This window comes from Nocardioides sp., assembly GCF_034670285.1.
GTDB lineage: Bacteria > Actinomycetota > Actinomycetes > Propionibacteriales > Nocardioidaceae > Nocardioides.
The window spans coordinates 1-17,220 of sequence record NZ_JAXMNS010000016.1; the positions used below are offsets into that span (position 1 = coordinate 1).

The window sequence follows — 17,220 nt, forward strand, 5'->3', positions numbered from 1 at the left end:
TCCCGCCGGACACCCCGCTCAAGATCGGCGACCCGGTCACCCCCGGCGACATCTTCGAGGGGCAGTAGGCGCGCATGCCCGTCCTCGTCGAACCCGACCACCCCACGGTGACGTCGCTGCTCAAGGCGATGCCTCCCGGGGCGCACGGCGTCAGCAGCATCGATCGACTGCGCGCCTGGCTGGACCAGCACCCTGACGAGTACGTCGTCGTGCTCGGACCGGACCTCGACCTCGACGACGCCCTGACGATCGCCGAGGACCTCCGCGCCACCAAGCCCACGGTGAGCGTCGTGCTCGTCGTGGCCGCCCTCGACACCCAGGTGCTCACGCGCGCGATGAAGGCAGGCGCGCGCGACGTCGTCCAGGCCGACGACATCGAGGCAGTGGCCGCCGCCGTACGCCAGGCCCACCAGCTGTTCGTGGCGTTGCGCGGACCCACGGGCGCCAAGAGCGTGGGGCGGGTCGTCACGGTCTTCTCCCCCAAGGGCGGCGTCGGCAAGACGACCATGGCGGTGAACCTCTCGCTCGCCCTGAGCGCCGGTGGTGCCCGCAAGGTGTGCCTGGTCGACCTCGACCTCGCCTTCGGCGACGTGGCGATCACGATGCAGCTGTTCCCGACGCACTCGATCGAGCAGGCCATCGGCTCCGAGGAGACCCTTGACCTGCCGATGGTCGAGGCGCTCCTCACGCGCCACCAGGACTCCATGATGGTGCTCGCCGCCCCGCCGCACCCCGACATCCGTGAGCGCGTCACGCCCGCTCTCGTCTCACGCCTCCTGCGCACCCTCAAGGAGGGCTACGACTACGTCGTGGTCGACACCGCACCGGCGTTCGACGACCAGGTCCTGACCGCGCTCGACGAGACCGACGAGTGCGTGCTGGTGGCCACGTTGGACGTGCCGACGCTCAAGAACGTCAAGGTCGCCCTCGAGACGCTCGAGATGCTCAACATCGCCAGCGGGCACCGCCACCTGCTCCTCAACCGTGCCGACGACGCCGTCGGCATCAGCAGCGACAAGGTCGAGGCGATCCTGGGGATGTCGGTCTCGACCGCGGTCGCCAGCTCCATCGACATCGCGGCCGCCACCAACGCCGGCAACCCGATCGTGATCGACCAGCCCCAGCACGGCGCGAGCAGCGCCATCATCCGACTCGCCGCGCTGCTGACCGGCGACGCGGCCCCGACGCCGACGACCGACGAGCCGAGCCGCTCCGAGGAGTCCGCCGACAAGGGCCGCCGGATGTTCCGCCGCAAGAAGGAGACGCCGTCGTGAGCACCCTCTCGGAACGCCTCGCGGCCGCGCGTCGCGCAGCCCAGCAGCAGGAGGACGCCGCCGCTAAGGAGGCCGGCGGCACCGCAACCGCCGACGAAGCTGCCTCCGCCGGTCAGGCCGATGCGCCCGGCTCGTCCCAGGCCGACCAGGGCGACCAGGCCGCCTCGAGCATCGACGGTGCTGCCGCACGCGCCCCGCGAGCCGCGGCGCCGCGTGCCACGGAGGCCGTCGCCGCACCTCGTCGCAAGGGCACCGGCGCCACCGACCGGATCGACGAGCTCAAGAGCAGCGTCCACGTCGAGCTGCTCAAGCAGCTCGGCCCCCACCTCTACGACTCCGACATGGAGCCCGACGAGCTCGACCAGCGCGTCCGCGTCGTCCTCGCCGACGTCCTCGGTTCCCAGGACCGGCCGCTCAGCACCAGCGACCGCGCCCGGGTCACCCAGGAGATCAGCGACGACATCCTCGGCTACGGACCGATCGAGCCCTACCTGCGCGACCCCGAGGTCTCCGAGGTCATGGTCAACGGGCACAACTCGATCTGGTTGGAGAAGAAGGGCCGCCTGATGGCCGCCGATGCGGTCTTCACCGACGAGGCCCACCTGCGCCGCATCATCGACAAGATCGTCTCCCGGATCGGCCGACGCGTCGACGAGTCGAGCCCGATGGTCGATGCCCGGCTCCCCGACGGCAGCCGCGTCAACGCCGTCGTACCCCCGCTGGCCGTCGACGGCTCCGCGCTCACCATCCGCAAGTTCTCCGAGGACCCGCTGACGGTCGAAGACCTCATCGAGTTCGGCTCGTTGACCCCGGAGACCGCTGACTTCCTCGACGCTGCGGTGCGTGGGCGCCTCAACGTCATCGTCTCGGGCGGCACCGGCGCCGGCAAGACGACCACCCTCAACGTGCTGTCGTCGTTCATCCCCAACGACGAGCGCATCGTCACCATCGAGGACGCCGCCGAGCTCCAGCTCAAGCAGGAGCACGTCGTGCGCCTCGAGTCGCGCCCGTCCAACATCGAGGGCAAGGGTGCGGTGAGCATCCGCGACCTGGTGAAGAACAGCCTGCGCATGCGCCCCGACCGCATCATCGTCGGCGAGGTCCGCGACGCCTCGGCGCTCGACATGCTCCAGGCGATGAACACCGGTCACGACGGCTCCATCTGCACGCTGCACTCCAACGGTCCCCGCGACACGCTCTCGCGCATGGAGACGATGGTGCTGATGGCCGGGATGGACCTGCCGATGAAGGCGATCCGTGAGCAGGTCGCCTCGGCAGTCGACCTCATCGTCCACCAGACGCGCTTTCGCGACGGCACCCGGCGGATCACCCACATCACCGAGGTCGAGCGGATGGAGGGCGACGTCATCACGCTCCAGGACATCTTCCTCTTCGACAACGCAGCCGGCTTCGACGGCGAGGGTCGCACCCTCGGCAGCCTGCGCGGCACCGGGCTGCGCCCGAAGTTCCTCGAGAAGATGGCCTACGCCAACGTCACGGTCGACCCGCTGATCTTCCGCGGGGACCGGTTGTGACCCGACGCCGCTCGCGCGCCACGCGGCGGCTCCTCGCCGGGGCCGCTGCCGGGGCCGTGCTGGTGCTGAGCGCCGCGACCGGAGCCCACGCCGTCGACGGTTCCATCGTCGGCGTCGAACGGAGCGACGAGGGTCTCGAGCTCGCAGTTGACGTGCCCGCTGACGCCGAGGTCGACCTCGACGGAGTCACGGCCACGGTCAACGGCACCGACTACCCCGCCGACGCGGCGCTGCTCTCCGACGACGGCAGCCGCGTGAGCCGTACGACGGTCCTGGCGATCGACACCAGCGACTCGATGAACGGAGACCGATTCGTCGCGGCGAAAGCCGCTGCCACCACGTTCCTGGACGCCGTGCCGGACGACGTCGAGGTCGGCGTCGTGGGCTTCAGTGCCACCGTGACCACCGCCCTCGAACCCACCGCCGACCGTTCAGCAGCGCGCGAGGTGATCGACGGGCTCGAGCTGAGCCGTGGCACCCGCCTCTACGAAGCCGTGCTCGCCTCCGTCGCCCTGGCCGGCGACGAGGGGCAGGGCAAGGTCCTGGTGCTCTCCGACGGCGCCGACACCGGCACCACTCCCCTGGACGCCGTGGTGCAGAGCGTGGCGGAGTCCGGCGTGGTGGTCGACGTGGTCGCGCTGGAGCAGAACGCGCGCAACATCCCGACGCTCACGCGCCTCGCGGGAGACGCCGGCGAGGTGATCCGCGCCGACAGCGCCGACCTCGGCAAGACGTTCTCCGCCGAGGCCGCCGTCCTCGCCCGCCAGGTGGGCGTCAGCCTCGAGGTGCCTGCTGACCTCGCCTCCCAGCAGATCTCGATCAGCGTCTCGCTTCCCTCGTCGGCCGGCACCGTCCTGGCCCGCTCGACGATCCCGGCCTCGACGACGTCCTCGTCGGGCTCGTCGCAGTCGGTCGGGCTCTCCATACCCGTCGAGTCACCGCGTTCGCCGGCCTTCACCGTGCCCGGGTGGGTAATGTACGCCGGCGTGGCGATCTTCGCGATCGGTCTCGTCGTGGCGCTGCTGCTGCTGGTGCCCGGGAAGCCGCTGCCGATGTCGACCGAGGACCGCGTCTCCAGCTACACCACTGGTCTGGCCGGCGTGCGTCCCGCTGCCCAGGGCGGAGCGGCGCCACGGCCCGAGACCGGCGAGGCCACGCTGGTCCAGGCCAACCAGGCCGTCACCAGCCTCCTCAACCGCAACCGCAGCCTCGACAGCCGCATCGCGTCTCGGCTCGCCGCAGCCGGGAGCGAGCTGAAGTCGTCGGAGTGGTTGCTCACCCACGCAGCAGTCTTCATCTTCATCAGCGTCATCGGCCTGCTCGTCGGACGCGGCAACATCGTCGTCGGACTGATCTTCATGATCATCGGCGCCGTCGCACCCTGGATCTACCTGCGCATCCGCGCGTCCCGGCGCCGCAAGAAGTTCGACTCGCTGCTGCCCGAGACCCTGCAGCTGATGTCGGGCTCGTTGTCGGCCGGCCTCTCCCTGATGCAGTCGGTCGACACCATCGTCCGCGAGGGTGCCGAGCCGGTGCGCTCGGAGTTCAAGCGAGTGCTGGTCGAGACCCGGCTCGGAGTCTCCCTCGAGGACGCGATGGAGGGCGTGGCCGACCGCTTCGAGAGCCGCGACTTCCGCTGGGTCGTCATGGCGATCCGGATCCAGCGACAGGTGGGCGGCAACCTCGGCGAGCTGCTCAACACCGTCGCCGACACCATGCGGGAGCGCGAGTACATCCGCCGCCAGGTCAACGCGCTGGCGGCCGAGGGCAAGCTGTCGGCCTACGTCCTCGGCGCGCTGCCCGTGCTGTTCCTGCTGTACCTCCTCGCCGCGCAGGGCGACTACGTGCGTCCGCTCTTCGAGGACGCGCGCGGCCTGATCATGCTCGGCGGCACGGTGATCTGGCTCTTCGTCGGGGTCTTCTGGATGAGCAAGCTCGTGAAGGTGGAGGTCTGACATGGTGCTCGTGTTCGCGTTCGGCGTGATCCTGGTGCTCGTCGCCATCGGGCTGGTCGCGCTGACGTTCGGCGCCCCCCAGGAGGGCGGCGTCAAGCGGTCGCTCGCCGTGCTCCAGGCAATGACCAACGCCCCCGAGGAGCTGACCCGCGAGGTCGACCGCCCCTTCAGCGAGCGGGTCGTCGCGCCACTCCAGCAGCGGGCCTACCGTGTCGGTCGCCGCTTCACCGGCGCCGACACGGCCGCCCGCCTCCAGCGCAAGCTCGACTCCGCCGGCAACCCCGGCGACCTCACCCCCGACCGCGTCGTCTCGCTGAAGGTGATCGGGGCCATCGCGTTCCTGGTCATCGGGCTCGTGGTCGCCCTCGTGCTCGGCACCAGCCTTCCCGTGCTGGCCCTGCTCATGATCGGTGGCCTGGTGCTGGGGTTCTTCGCCCCCGATCTGTACCTCTACCAGACCGCCTACAACCGGGCCGAGCACCTGACGCGCGAGCTGCCCGATGCGATCGACCTGCTCACGATCAGCGTCGAGTCGGGCCTTGGCTTCGACGCGGCCTGCCAGCAGGTGGCGCGCAACACCGACGGACCGCTCTCCGACGAGTTCTCCCGGATGCTGAGCGAGATGCAGATCGGGCAGAGCCGCTCGCAGGCGCTGCGCTCGATGGCCGAGCGCACCAACATCGACGACGTCCGCACCTTCGTCGGGGCGATGGTGCAGGCCGACGCCTTCGGCATCCCGATCGGCTCCGTGCTGCGCGTGCAGTCGAGCGAGATCCGGGTCAAGCGGCGTCAGCGGGCCGAGACCAGGGCTCAGCAGGTGCCCGTCAAGATCACGGTGCCACTCATCTTCTGCATCCTGCCGTGCCTCTTCGCAGTCGTGATGGGTCCCGCCATCCTCGCGATCATGGACAACGGGCTCGCCTGAGGCCATGAACCCGGTCCAGGTCCGGCAGATCAGCGCCGGCGCACGTCTCTTCGCCCTTCTCGTCATCGGCGCGCCCACGCTCTGGTATCGCGACCAGTCGGGGCTCGTCGCCCTCGCGGCCCTCGTCGTCGTGTGGGCTTCCATGAGCCTGGTCGGCGACCGAGCCCAGCTCCCCCGACTCCCCCGGATCGTCCCGGTGGTGGAGGCGGCCGCCGTGGCGGTGGTCATCGGCGTGGCGCTGCCGACGGCCCCCGCCATCGTCTTCGCGCTGGCCCTCCCTCCCTTCCTCGCCGCGCTCCGCGGCGGTCTGCGCTGCATGCTCCTGTCGCTCGCGACCGAGGTGGTCGTCGTGGTGGTCCTGCTCGTAGTCCTCCATCAGCTGGTCGCGGACGAGGACATCCTCAACGTCGTCACCTGGGCGATGGCCGGTCTCGGACTCGGGTTCATCGGCAGCTTCGTGCATGCCACGGCGGAGCGCGAGATCGATGAGTTGGCGCCGTACCTCGATGCCCAGCGGCTGATCCGCCAGCTCCTCGACCTGTCGGGCGACCTGAGCTCGGGCCTGGACGTCACGTCGTCAGCGGGGTCGATCGCCAGCGACGTGCGCGACCAGCTGCCGACCTCCGGCCTCGGCATCTACCTCCCCCGTGGCGAGCTCCTCGTTCCCCTACTGTCGGCGATGGACGACGTGCCCGAACAGCTCGGGGAGGCCGAGTCCCTGGCCGTGGAGTCCTGGGCCCGCAGCGAGCCGATCGTCTTCGGACGTGGCTTCGCCTTTCCCCTCGGCGAGTCCGCGGTCGTGGCCGGGCTGTTGTCGACCGAGGCAGACCTACCGCTGACGGAGATCGAGCGCGCCATCCTCGATCTCGTCACCGAGCTGCGCCCCAAGGCCGTTCAGCTCGACACCGCCCTGCTGTTCTCCGACTTCCGTGACCTCGCCTCGGCCGACGTCCGCAAGCGGCTCGCCCGCGAGATGCACGACGGCGTGGCCCAGGACATCGCCTCGCTCGGCTACCTGGTCGACGCTCTCGCGGCGCGACCGGCGAACGACAAGCAGGCCGCCCAGCTCGCGATGCTGCGTGACCGCATCACCAAGGTCGTGGCCGAGGTGCGCCAGTCGGTGCTCACCCTGCGCACGAGCATCGGGGAGTCGCAGAGCCTCGGAGCCGCGATCAGCACGGTCGCGCGCCACCTCAGCGACTCGTCCGGACTGCCGATCATGGTCACTCTCGACGAGCAGTCCACGCGCCTTCGTCCCGAGGTCGAGGCCGAGCTGTTCCGCATCGCCCAGGAAGCGATGAACAACGCCATCAAGCACGCGCAGTGCAGCACGATCGAGGTGCACTGCGAGGTCTCCGCACCCCACGCCCGCATCACGGTGAGCGACAACGGGCGGGGGCTCCAGGAGGCTCGCAACGACTCGCACGGGCTGAAGATCATGCGCGAGCGTGCGCGCCTCGTCGGGGCCGAGCTGAGCATCGGCGACAACCACCACGGGGGCCTCACCGTCAGCGCGCGAATCGGCCCCGCCGACGGGGTCTTCCCGGAGCCCCTCCCTGCTGAGAGAGTGACGTCATGAGCGACGACCCGACCACCAAGACGATCCGCATCCTCCTCGTCGACGATCACGAGCTCATCCGCAGCGGCCTCGGCGCCGTCCTCGACATGGAGGACGACATGGACGTCGTGGGCACCGCGGGGTCGGTGGCCGAGGCGGTGGCCCGCTACGAGGAGCTCTCGCCGGACGTCGTCGTGGCCGACCTGCAGCTCCAGGACGGCACCGGGCTCGACATCGTCCGCACGATCCGCAAGCAGAGCGACACGACCGGCCTCATCGTGCTGACCATGCACTCGGGTGACGACCAGATATTTGCCGCGATGCAGGCCGGTGCCTCCGGCTTCGTCGGCAAGGACGCCCCCTCCTCGGAGGTCGTCCGCGCCGCCCGCCACGCCTCGGTGTCGCCACGAGCATTCGTCTGCGCCGGCCTGGTCGGCGCGATGATGCGACGCCAGTCGGGAGAGTCGACCAACCTCACCGAGCGCGAGCACGATGTCCTGCTCCTCCTCGCCGACGGCCTGGGTGCGGCCGCCATCGGGGAGAAGCTCTTCCTCAGTGAGTCGACCGCCAAGTCACACATCGCCCGCATCTACCAGAAGCTCGGCGCGGCCAACCGGGCACAAGCGCTCGTCACCGCGATGCGTATCGGGCTGCTCTCGAGCATCCAGCCGACCGAGCGCTAGCACGCTGAAAACTGTGCGGCCATAGTCCGAAATGACTACTCGGGTCGGCACGTTCTCCTGATCCCCCCAGCCCACTGCCACGGCAGAGTAGGACTCGTGAGGTTCCCTCACTCAGCAGGGGAACCGCCCCCCGTGATCTCACACAGGAGTCTGAAATGATCGAGTACCTCACCATCATGATCAACGCCCGCCGGGCCAACATGGACGAGCGTGGCGCCTCCGCCGTGGAGTACGGCCTGCTCATCGCCGGCATCGCCGCACTCATCGTCGCTGTCGTCTTCCTCCTCGGCGGCACCATCAGGGACTCGTTCTCGGACACCTGCACCGCGGTCGGCGGCGCCACCTGCACCGAGTGACGTCTTCTTCGTAGCCGGCGCCCGCACTCGCAGGAGTGCGGGCGTCGGCTTTTTGGTCGACGGACTGGAACTCCTGCTGCCATGCCCTTACGGCAAAGACTCAAGACGTGACGTCCACGCCGAGATTAAGTCAGCCTCTGACCACCCGAACAGACTCTGCAGCGCAGGCCCGACGGCCTCACCGTCGGACACCCGCTCGTAGAAGTCGAGGAACGCCGCGTCGCCGCCGCGCTCGGCCAGCACTCGGCACGCGAGCCACGCCGACTCGTACACGGCGCCGAGGTGAGTGCCCCGGGTGTCGAACTCCGCCGGCCCGGGCAGACTCATCGGCGGGCCGTCGGCCCGCACCTGGTCGCGGATCTGTGCGGCCGTCTTCGTGAGCGGCAGGGTGGAGTCGCGCAGCGCGACGTAGTCGGCGTAGCCCTCGATCAGCCAGGCCGGGGCCCGGCTGAGAGGTCCCTCCCCCGCGACGTGCGCCGCCTCGTGGTCGAGCACCACTTCCTGACCCCGCGGACCGAGACCGTCGAAGACCTCGGGGTTCACGTAGACGTGAATCGGTGCGGTGGCGCTGACGGAGCCGTCGGCAGACCCGGTGACCGCCGCGATCTGCTGGTAGAAGCCGGGTTCCACGCCCAGGGCTCGTTCGAGCCCGTGTGCATCTCTCGGCACCTCGACCACCAGTCGGCCGTCCCAGCCGACGACAACCTCCGAGACCACCCGGACGGCGCGCTCGGTGAGCCGTGCGTAGCGGGCGAGGTCTGCGGTGTCGCTGACGAGGAGGAGGTAGTCGCTCGTGCGGCTCACGCTCAGGGGCCCACTCATCCACACGGGCGTGCGCAGGGTCTCCCCACCGATCCCGGCGATGTGCGTGCCCTCGTCGTCAGAGACGAACGCGACCGTCGTCTCGGTGCTGGCGGGCGCTCGGTCGAAGCCGTCGTAGCGCCACTGCACGGCCACTGCCGCTGACCAGCGGCCATCCGGGGTGACAGCCCCGATCTCGTCGACGTAGCGCAGCTGCACGTCGGTGATCTGCGCCAGCTCCGCATTCGTGACCAGCGCTGCAAGCAGTGACTGAGGGCCGGACGAGTCGACCGCAACCTCCTGCGCCAGGGACACGTCACCCTCGGAGACAGCGCGCTGCAGGTCCTGCAGGGCCAGTGCCGCTGCGCCCGCGTCAGCGACCGCTGCAGTGCCGGCGGGAATGGTGACCTCGAAGTCGCCTGACCCGTCGTCCGGGGAGAGCGCGCTCCAGGTCAGCCCGCCCGCGCTGAGCAGCACGAGCACCGCCGCGAGGACGAGCCACGCGCGTGGTCGTCGTCCGCTCGTGTCGCCCGCTGCGGGAGGGGCCTCGGCCTCAGCCAGGGCGGACGGCTCCGACGTACGGCATCGAGTACAAGCCGGTGACCTGGACGCCGGTGCTCGGGTTGGCGGCGTGCACGATGTTGCCGTTGCCGATGTACATGCCGACGTGGCTGATCGGGCTGTAGTAGAAGACGAGGTCGCCGGGGCGCAGGTCGCTCGCGGCGACACGGGGGCCGCTGCTGTACTGCGCACCCGAGGAGTGCGGGAGCGAGACGCCGGCCTGGCCCAGGCCATCATGGTCAGCCCAGAGCAGTCCCACGAGCTCGGACCGGCCGCGCCGTAGACGTAGGTCTCGCCCACCTGGGCCATCGCGAAGGCCACCGCAGCACCGGCGCGACCCGAGACAGCGACGTCGGTGGTCGTGGTCGTGGTCTCGGCGGGCGCCTGGGCGCGGCTGCGCGACAGCACCGCGCGCCGCTCCTCGGCCTCGAGCCGCCCGAGGAGCGCCTTGGCCTCGGCCAGCTTCTCGTCCATGACCTTCTTCTCGGCCGCGAGCTGCGCCTCGGTCTGGGCGACCTGCTCGAGTCGCTTGGCAGTTGCCTCGCGCCTGATGCTGAGCTCCTTGAGACCCGTGCGGTAGTTCTCGTAGACACCCTGCTGAAGGCGCTGATAGCTCGCCATCGTCGAGACCTGCTCGAGGAACTCCCCCGGGTCACCGGCAGCGAGCACCTCACCGACGGTGGAGAGCGAGGTTCCGGCGTACTGGCGAAGGATCGCGTCGCGTGCCTGGCTGCGCACCTCGTCGAGGGAGGAGTCTTCACGCGCCTGGTCCGAGCGCAGCGAGGCGAGGTCGTCCTTGAGGCCGTCGAGCTCGATCCTGGCGTCGTTGTAGCGCTCCGAGGCCTGCTCGGCCTCGTGGTAGAGCGCGTCGACGCGGACCTTGACGTCCTTGATCTCCGGCTCGGCCTGAGCGGGAGCGCTAGGGATCAGTCCAATGGTGGCGGCGAGCGCACAGCCGGCCAGGACGGACGTGATTCGAACCCGGGCGTTGGTCACAGCGGGTGGTTCCCCTTTAGCGGTGTCGTACGCCTACCGGGTGAGCTGACGGACTCGGGCACGACTTGCCCTACCCCCGCTCCTGGCCCGACAAGGCCATCTCGCGGAGGATTCACCCCAGATGAGTGTGGTTCCCCGGCTCCAGGTCTCCCCGGACTCAGCGCGACGCCCGCGCGGACCTCTGTGTGGTCCACTTCCACGAGCGCCTGAGCGTCCCAGGTTAGTCGCCGCACCCAGGGCGCACCAAACTTCGCCGGTCGGCACGGGCGCGTCGTGTCACACAGGTCACACCAGCACCACCAACACGCCGATCCTCCGCTGGGTCGGGGTTCACTCAGGCCGATTCGACGTGAGGCGCGGCCACCGGGTTCACGAGCCGGAGCGGTGGCACGAGGCCGCTGTCGGCCAGGACGTCGAGCGCGCGGCGCTCGTCGTCGTCGATGATCAGGTCGGAGAGCTCAGGCGGAGGCCCGAGGAGGACGGTCACCACGCAGTCGTGACAGGCCAGGCCACGCACCACGCAGGAGTCGCAGTCGATTCGTGTCGTCATGGGGACACCGTGGCAGTGACCACCGACAACGGTGCGAACCATCGGGGCACGACGTGAAGGATGATGCACCGATGACGTCCTCGTCCCTCCGCCCAGCTCCGGGTGCCGGCGCGTCCATCTGGATCGGGCTCCTGCTGTTCCTGGGCGTGTTCACGGCCTACACCGCCACCGTCGACCTCGATCGCTCCAGCAACGACACCTACAGCGCCGGCCTGGCCGGCTGGGTGATCGCGACGACCGGAGAGCCGTGGCTCGACGACCTCGCGCCGGAGGAGTACGACGCGTCCAAGACCTGGACCCAGGTCAACGAGCGCAACGGCCTGACGGTGGTCTCGCGCGCGCCCGGGCCGATCATGGCGACGGTTCCGGCCGAGTCGGTCCGTCACGCCCTGACTGGCTCCGAGCGCTTCTCGCTGGCACCGCAGGCCGTCACGGCCGCGGCGATGACTGCGGCAGCCGTGGTGCTCTTCTTCCTTGCGCTCCGGCGCAGCACCGGCATCAAGGTCTCGCTCGTCGCCACGGCGGCCTTCGCCTTCACCACCCCCGTGTGGAGCGTGAGCGCCAATGCGATGTGGACGCACCCGATCACGCTCGCGGGCATCCTGGGCATGGCCTGCTTCGCAGCCCGCGAGCGATGGTGGCTCGTAGGCGCATTCGGCGGCATCGCCGTGCTGGGCCGCCTCCACACCGCCATCATCGTGGCGGTCCTCGGCTGCGGCCTGGCCATCGCCAGGCGTCGCCCGGCGATCGCGCTCCAGGTGGGCCTCGCGAGCCTCGTGGGCGTCGTCGTTGCTGGGCTCTGGACGTTCTGGGTCTACGGACGCTGGTCTCCGACGGGTGGCTACCGCAGCGAGACTGCGCAGCGCATCACCACCGGGTTCTCCGGCAACGGCGACAGCGCCGTCGTCAACCAGCTCGGCATGTGGGTCTCGCCGGGCTACGGGATCCTCATCTGGACGCCCGTACTCCTCCTCCTGCTCCCCGCCATACGACGTGGCTGGCACCAGGTCCCGACCTGGGCCAGGATCCTGCCGCTGGGTGGCGTCCTCTACACGCTGGCTCAGGCTCAGCTGAACACCTTCACCGGTGGCGACGGCTTCTTCGGCTACCGCCACGGACTGGAGTTCCTGGCCACGGTGGCGCCCTGTGTGGCGCTCGCAGCCGCGGGCCACCTGGGTCGCGTCAGCCGCCATCTTCTCGGCCCCCTGCTCGGCCTGCAGTTCGCCGCCTTCCTGCTCGGGTCCACCACTGAAGCCTGGTACATCCTGTTCACCGACGCCTGGCGCGACAACTCCCTCGCGCTGGCGCTCCGCACCGAGCCGGCGTACGGCGTGCTGGTGGCCGTCTCGGTCCTCGTCGGGATCCTCGCCGGGCGGGTGCTGCGCGACGACTCTCGTGGCGTCGTGGCGCGCCCTGACCCGCCTGTCGGTGGCAACGCCTAGCCTCCCCCTATGACCGTCAGCGCCAGCTCTCCGTCTCGATGGGAGACCCAGCGCAGCTTCGACGAGCTGGGCCGGCCGCTCCAGGACGTCACCTTCTGCGTCGTCGACCTCGAGACCACCGGCGGGTCGGCCAAGGCCGGCTCTATGATCACCGAGGTCGGAGCCGTCAAGGTCCGCGGCGGGGTCGTGCTCGGGGAGTTCCAGACGCTGGTCAACCCGCACACCCAGATCCCGGCCTTCATCGCGGTCCTGACGGGCATCAGCAACTCGATGGTCACCGACGCCCCGGCGATCGAGTCGGTGCTGCCCGCCTTCCTCGAGTTCGCCGCCGGCAGCGTCCTCGTGGCCCACAACGCGCCCTTCGACGTCGGCTTCCTCCAGCACTTCGCCGAGCAGCAGGGCCGCGCGTGGCCGGCGTTCGAGGTGGTCGACACCGCCGTCCTGGCCCGCCGGATCATCACCCGCGTCGACGCCCCCAACTGCAAGCTCTCCTCGCTGGCCCGACTGTTCGCCTCGACGACGACGCCCAACCACCGCGCGCTCTCCGACGCCCGGGCCACCGTCGACGTGCTGCACGGCCTGATGGAACGCGTCGGCGCCCAGGGCGTGCACACCCTCGAAGAGCTGAAGACGTTCTCGGCACGGGTCTCGCCGGCCCAGCGCAAGAAGAGACACCTGGCTGACGGGCTCCCTCACGCCCCGGGGGTCTACCTCTTCAAGGACGCAGCCGAGCGGGTTCTCTACATCGGGACCTCCAAGGACCTACGACGCCGTGTCCGCACCTACTTCACCGCCTCCGAGACCCGCTCTCGGATGGGCGAGATGGTGCGCCTGGCATCCGAGGTCGCCAGCATCACCTGCGCCACCCCGCTGGAGGCGGAGGTCCGCGAGCTGCGGCTGATCGCGGAGCACAAGCCGCCCTACAACCGGCGCTCGCGCTTTCCCGAGAAGGTCACGTTCATCAAGCTGACCCGCGAGGTGTGGCCACGCCTGTCCCTGGTCAAGAAGATCAAGGACGACGGCGCCGACTACCTCGGACCCTTCTCCTCGCGCGCCATGGCCGAGAAGTCGTTGACCGCCCTGCACGAGACGTTCCCCGTGCGACAGTGCACGCACACGATGGGACGGGCTCCCCGTCGGACCGCCTGTGTCCTGGCCGAGATGGGCCGATGCCTCTCCCCCTGCGACGGCGGCGTCGACCACCACACCTACGCGGCCATGGTCCGGCAGCTGCGCGAGACGCTGCTCCAGCGACCCGACGAGGTGGTCGAGGTCGTCAACGCCAAGATGGCGACCCTGGCCGAGGAGGAACGGTTCGAGGAGGCCGGGGTCCATCGCGACCGGCTGGCCTCCTTCGTCCGCGCCGCAGCACGCACGCAGCGGCTCTCCTCCCTCACCCGTTGTCGCGAACTCGTCGCGGCGCGCCTCGAGGACGACGGGCGCTGGGCCGTCCACGTCGTGCGCTACGGACGCCTCGCCGCCGCGGGCGTCATCCCCTCGGGAGCCGACGCCCACCTGTTCGTCGACCAGCTTCGACTGGCTGCCGAGACGGTCCTGGACCCCGGCGAGACACCGGGCCCGATTCCAGCGGCAGCGGCCGAGGAGACCGAGCGGATCCTCCGGTGGCTCGAGTCGCCCTCGCTACGGCTGGTCGACGTCGAGGGCGAGTGGACGTGCCCGGTGGGGGGCGCCGCCCGCGATCTCGCACGATACGCGCCGCCCGCCGACTTCGTGCGCGCCGACTGATCTGCCGGGCCCTAGGGTGTCCCCCATGATCACCGCCATCGTGTTCGTGAAGGCCGACGTCGACAAGATCCCTGAGGTCGCCCAGGAGATCGCCTCGATCGAGGGAGTCAGCGAGGTCTACTCGGTGACCGGCCAGATCGACCTGATCGCCCTCGTCCGGGTGCGCGAGCACGATGCCGTCGCGACCGTTGTCGCCGACCAGCTCAACAAGGTCCCGGGCGTGCGCGAGACCGAGACCCACATCGCCTTCCGCGCCTACTCGCGGCACGACCTCGAGTCGGCGTTCTCCCTCGGCCTCGACTGACGCGTCAGGCAGACGCCGCAGTCACCCAGCGCTCCAGCGAGGCCGCTGCACCACCGCTGTCGAGCGAGGCCTCGGCCTGCTCGATGCCGGCGCGCAGACGCTCGACCAGGGTCCCGTCGCCGGCCGCGTGCACGGCCAGCGCCGCCCCGGCGTTGAGGACGACGGCGTCGCGCACGTGTCCCCGCTCGCCGGCCAGCACGCGCCGTACGACGTCGGCGTTGTAGGCCGTGTCACCGCCGCGGAGGTCCTCGGCCGTCGCCGCCGAGAAGCCGAGCTCGGTGGGGTCGAGGCTCTCCTCGACGATCTCGCCGCCGGCGACGACCCACACCCGTGAGGTCGTGGTCGTGGTGAGCTCGTCGAGGCCGTCGTCACCGCGGAAGACCCAGGCGTCCGCGCCGCGCGCCGCGAAGACACCCGCCATCACCGGGGCCATACGCGGATCGGCGCAGCCGATGGCCTGAGCTGCGGGTCGCGCCGGGTTGGTGAGCGGGCCGAGGAAGTTGAACGTCGTGGCGATGCCGAGCTCGCGGCGCGGTGCCGCCGCGTGGCGCATCGCGGGGTGGAACGCCGCGGAGAAGCAAAAGGTGATGCCTGCCTCGACGGCCACCTCGGCCACGCGCTGGGGCGGAAGGTCCAGTCGGATGCCCAGCGCCTCCAGGACGTCGGCGCTGCCGGACTTGGACGACGCCGAACGGTTGCCGTGCTTGACCACCCGCACCCCGGCCCCGGCTGCCACGATCGCGGCCATGGTCGAGATGTTGACCGACATCGAGCGGTCGCCTCCGGTGCCGACGACGTCGAGGAGCCTGCCCTCGACCTCGATCGGGTTGCGCCGAGCAAACATTGCCTCGGCCAGACCGGTGACCTCCTCGATCGTCTCGCCCTTGGAGCGCAGCGCCACGGCGAAGCCGGCGATCTGCGCGGGTGAGGCTGCGCCCGCGAGGATCTCGTCCATCGCCCAGGCGGTCTGCGCCGCGCTCAGGTCGCTGCGTGCCACCAACGAGGACAGCACGTCGGGCCAAGTGGTCGTCATGAGTCCCTCGAATGGCTCGGAGTCGACGGGCTGGCCGCCGACAAGGGGCGTGGGTCAGGCCTGGGCGGGCAGCCGCGCGCGCAGCAGGCCGACGACGGTCTCGCCGAGCTGGATCGGGTCGATGGGGTGAGAGACCGCGGCCTCGGCGCGCGACCACGTCGCCAGCCAGGCGTCCTGCGGCCGTCCGGTGAGCACCACGATGGGCGGGCAGCCGAAGATCTCGTCCTTCATCTGCTTGGCGATCCCGAGGCCGCCGGCCGGGACGGCCTCGCCGTCGAGGATCGCCAGCGAGATCTGTCCCGAGTCCATGTTCTGGAGCACCACCGGCTCGGTCGCCACCTCGACGTACTCGACCTCGGGGAGGTCGGGGTGGGGCCGACGGCCCAGGGCGATGATGACCTGCTGGCGCACCGAGGAGTCGTCGGAGTAGACGAGGATCTTGAGACGGGAGTCAGTCACGCGGACATGCTAGCCGGACGTCGGCCCGCCGACGCTCGCACGTCCCTCGGCGCGCTCGAGTCGTTCGAGCCGGTCGAGTCGACGGTCCTCACGGGCGGCTTCCTTCATCGACGACCTCACCCACTGGGTGAAGAGGACGGCGAAGAACACCAGGCCGATCAGGTCGCCGGATCCCCACAGGATCCCGCCGGCGAGATTCTGGTCGGCGAGTGGATCCGGAAGCCAGGAGCCCATCGGTCCCTCGGACAGCCGGGGGTACCAGTCCCCGCCGATCAGGGTCGACTGCCCCATGATCGTGACTCCGAGGAAGGCGTGGAACGGCAGCGTCATCACGGTGAGCATCATCCGGACGGGGTAGCCCAGGCGTCCCGGCAGCGGATCGATCCCCATCAGTGGCCAGAAGAACAGCGCACCGACCATCACCAGGTGGATGTGCATCGCCTCGTGGACGTAGGTCGACTCCAGCGAGGCGCGGTACCAGCCGGAGAAGTAGAGCGCCCACGGCGAGACGACGTAGAGCGTGAAGGTGAGCGGAGCGAACGAGAGGACCTTCGCCAGCCGTGAGTGGAGCAGCCCGAGCAGCCAGCGGCGCGGCGTGGCGGGGAGCGTGCGCAGCGCGAGGGTCACCGGCGCCCCCAGCGCGAGCGACAGCGGCACCAGCATCGACAGCACCATGTGCTGGACCATGTGGACGCTCAACAGCGTGGTGTCGTAGGCCGCGAGCCCGGACGAGGTGGCGACGTAGAACGAGCCCATGCCGGCGACGACGAAGGCGAGCGTGCGCCCGATCGGCCACTCGTCTCCTCGACGGCGCAGCGAGACGACCCCCACGAGGTAGAGCCCGGCCGCCCAGACGGTGATCACCAGCGAGACCGGGACGAGGCTCCACTCGGTGAAGAACGATCCGGCGGTGAACCTCGGAAGCACCTCCGTGGTGGTCGCGGACGCCGTCAGGACGGCCTGGAGGTCAGGGAAGAACATGGTCACCACGATAGAACTCCACCTTCACCCGGGGGTCGAGGTGCCCTCGCGAGAAGTCCAC

At 70.0% G+C, this 17,220-nt stretch carries 16 protein-coding genes and 1 riboswitch; of the genes, 10 read left to right on the forward strand and 6 right to left on the reverse strand.

The annotated features are described in order from the left end of the window. Positions 1–74: 74 nt before the first annotated feature. From VOI19_RS01735 to VOI19_RS01765, 7 genes are all read left to right on the forward strand, one after another. Positions 75–1,274: an AAA family ATPase gene (locus tag VOI19_RS01735; RefSeq protein ID WP_323791231.1), complete on the forward strand. Its 1,200-nt coding sequence runs from the start codon at positions 75–77 to the stop codon at positions 1,272–1,274. Continuing rightward, positions 1,271–2,809 carry a CpaF family protein gene (locus tag VOI19_RS01740; protein WP_323791232.1) on the forward strand — a complete coding sequence of 513 codons (1,539 nt, stop codon included), beginning with the start codon at positions 1,271–1,273 and terminating at the stop codon, positions 2,807–2,809. Before VOI19_RS01735 ends, VOI19_RS01740 begins: the two co-directional genes overlap by 4 nt. Further along, positions 2,806–4,764, forward strand: coding sequence for a type II secretion system F family protein (locus tag VOI19_RS01745; protein WP_323791233.1), 1,959 nt, complete (start codon positions 2,806–2,808; stop codon positions 4,762–4,764). The genes VOI19_RS01740 and VOI19_RS01745 overlap by 4 nt, the downstream gene beginning before the upstream one ends. Before the next feature lies 1 nt (position 4,765). Continuing rightward, positions 4,766–5,689, forward strand: a complete 924-nt coding sequence (locus tag VOI19_RS01750) for a type II secretion system F family protein (RefSeq protein WP_323791234.1) — start codon at positions 4,766–4,768, stop codon at positions 5,687–5,689. A gap of 4 nt (positions 5,690–5,693) precedes the next feature. Further along, on the forward strand, positions 5,694–7,268 hold the full coding sequence (locus tag VOI19_RS01755; RefSeq protein WP_323791235.1) for a sensor histidine kinase: 1,575 nt from the start codon (positions 5,694–5,696) through the stop codon (positions 7,266–7,268). Continuing rightward, complete coding sequence (locus tag VOI19_RS01760) at positions 7,265–7,930, forward strand: response regulator transcription factor (RefSeq protein ID WP_323791236.1); 666 nt, start codon at positions 7,265–7,267, stop codon at positions 7,928–7,930. Before VOI19_RS01755 ends, VOI19_RS01760 begins: the two co-directional genes overlap by 4 nt. Before the next feature lie 155 nt (positions 7,931–8,085). Then, positions 8,086–8,286, forward strand: a complete 201-nt coding sequence (locus VOI19_RS01765) for a Flp family type IVb pilin (RefSeq protein ID WP_323791237.1) — start codon at positions 8,086–8,088, stop codon at positions 8,284–8,286. Positions 8,287–8,373: 87 nt separating this feature from the next. Here the strand turns inward: VOI19_RS01765 and VOI19_RS01770 are convergent, their stop codons facing one another. From VOI19_RS01770 to VOI19_RS01780, 3 genes are all read right to left on the reverse strand, one after another. Beyond that, a complete protein-coding gene (locus tag VOI19_RS01770; RefSeq protein ID WP_323791238.1) occupies positions 8,374–9,564 on the reverse strand; it encodes a hypothetical protein in 1,191 nt (396 codons plus the stop codon). A 76-nt stretch (positions 9,565–9,640) separates the two neighbouring features. After that, entirely contained in the window at positions 9,641–9,907 is a 267-nt protein-coding gene (locus tag VOI19_RS01775) for a C40 family peptidase (RefSeq protein WP_323791239.1), read from the reverse strand. 752 nt (positions 9,908–10,659) lie between these two features. Next, positions 10,660–10,817, reverse strand: a riboswitch (cyclic di-AMP (ydaO/yuaA leader). Between the two features lie 161 nt (positions 10,818–10,978). Then, positions 10,979–11,194, reverse strand: a complete 216-nt coding sequence (locus tag VOI19_RS01780) for a hypothetical protein (protein WP_323791240.1) — start codon at positions 11,192–11,194, stop codon at positions 10,979–10,981. A 71-nt stretch (positions 11,195–11,265) separates the two neighbouring features. Here VOI19_RS01780 and VOI19_RS01785 point away from each other — a divergent pair, with 71 nt between their 5' ends. The 3 genes from VOI19_RS01785 to VOI19_RS01795 are packed head-to-tail and all read left to right on the forward strand — an operon-like array spanning position 11,266 to position 14,686. Further along, the gene (locus tag VOI19_RS01785) at positions 11,266–12,636 is read left to right on the forward strand and encodes a hypothetical protein (protein ID WP_323791241.1); all 1,371 of its coding nucleotides are present in this window, start codon (positions 11,266–11,268) and stop codon (positions 12,634–12,636) included. 9 nt (positions 12,637–12,645) lie between these two features. Then, the gene (locus VOI19_RS01790; RefSeq protein ID WP_323791242.1) at positions 12,646–14,382 is read left to right on the forward strand and encodes a DEDD exonuclease domain-containing protein; all 1,737 of its coding nucleotides are present in this window, start codon (positions 12,646–12,648) and stop codon (positions 14,380–14,382) included. A 25-nt stretch (positions 14,383–14,407) separates the two neighbouring features. Then, positions 14,408–14,686: an Lrp/AsnC ligand binding domain-containing protein gene (locus VOI19_RS01795; RefSeq protein ID WP_323791243.1), complete on the forward strand. Its 279-nt coding sequence runs from the start codon at positions 14,408–14,410 to the stop codon at positions 14,684–14,686. Positions 14,687–14,690: 4 nt separating this feature from the next. Here VOI19_RS01795 and trpD read toward each other — a convergent pair whose 3' ends face one another. From trpD to VOI19_RS01810, 3 genes are read right to left on the reverse strand one after another with little or no spacing between them, the layout of a single operon-like run. Further along, positions 14,691–15,719 (reverse strand): anthranilate phosphoribosyltransferase, encoded by a 1,029-nt coding sequence (gene trpD, locus VOI19_RS01800; protein WP_323791244.1) that lies wholly within the window; start codon positions 15,717–15,719, stop codon positions 14,691–14,693. A gap of 54 nt (positions 15,720–15,773) precedes the next feature. Beyond that, positions 15,774–16,178, reverse strand: a complete 405-nt coding sequence (locus tag VOI19_RS01805) for a hypothetical protein (RefSeq protein ID WP_323791245.1) — start codon at positions 16,176–16,178, stop codon at positions 15,774–15,776. 9 nt (positions 16,179–16,187) lie between these two features. Next, on the reverse strand, positions 16,188–17,159 hold the full coding sequence (locus VOI19_RS01810; protein ID WP_323791246.1) for a cytochrome c oxidase assembly protein: 972 nt from the start codon (positions 17,157–17,159) through the stop codon (positions 16,188–16,190). Between the last annotated feature and the right edge of the window lie 61 nt (positions 17,160–17,220).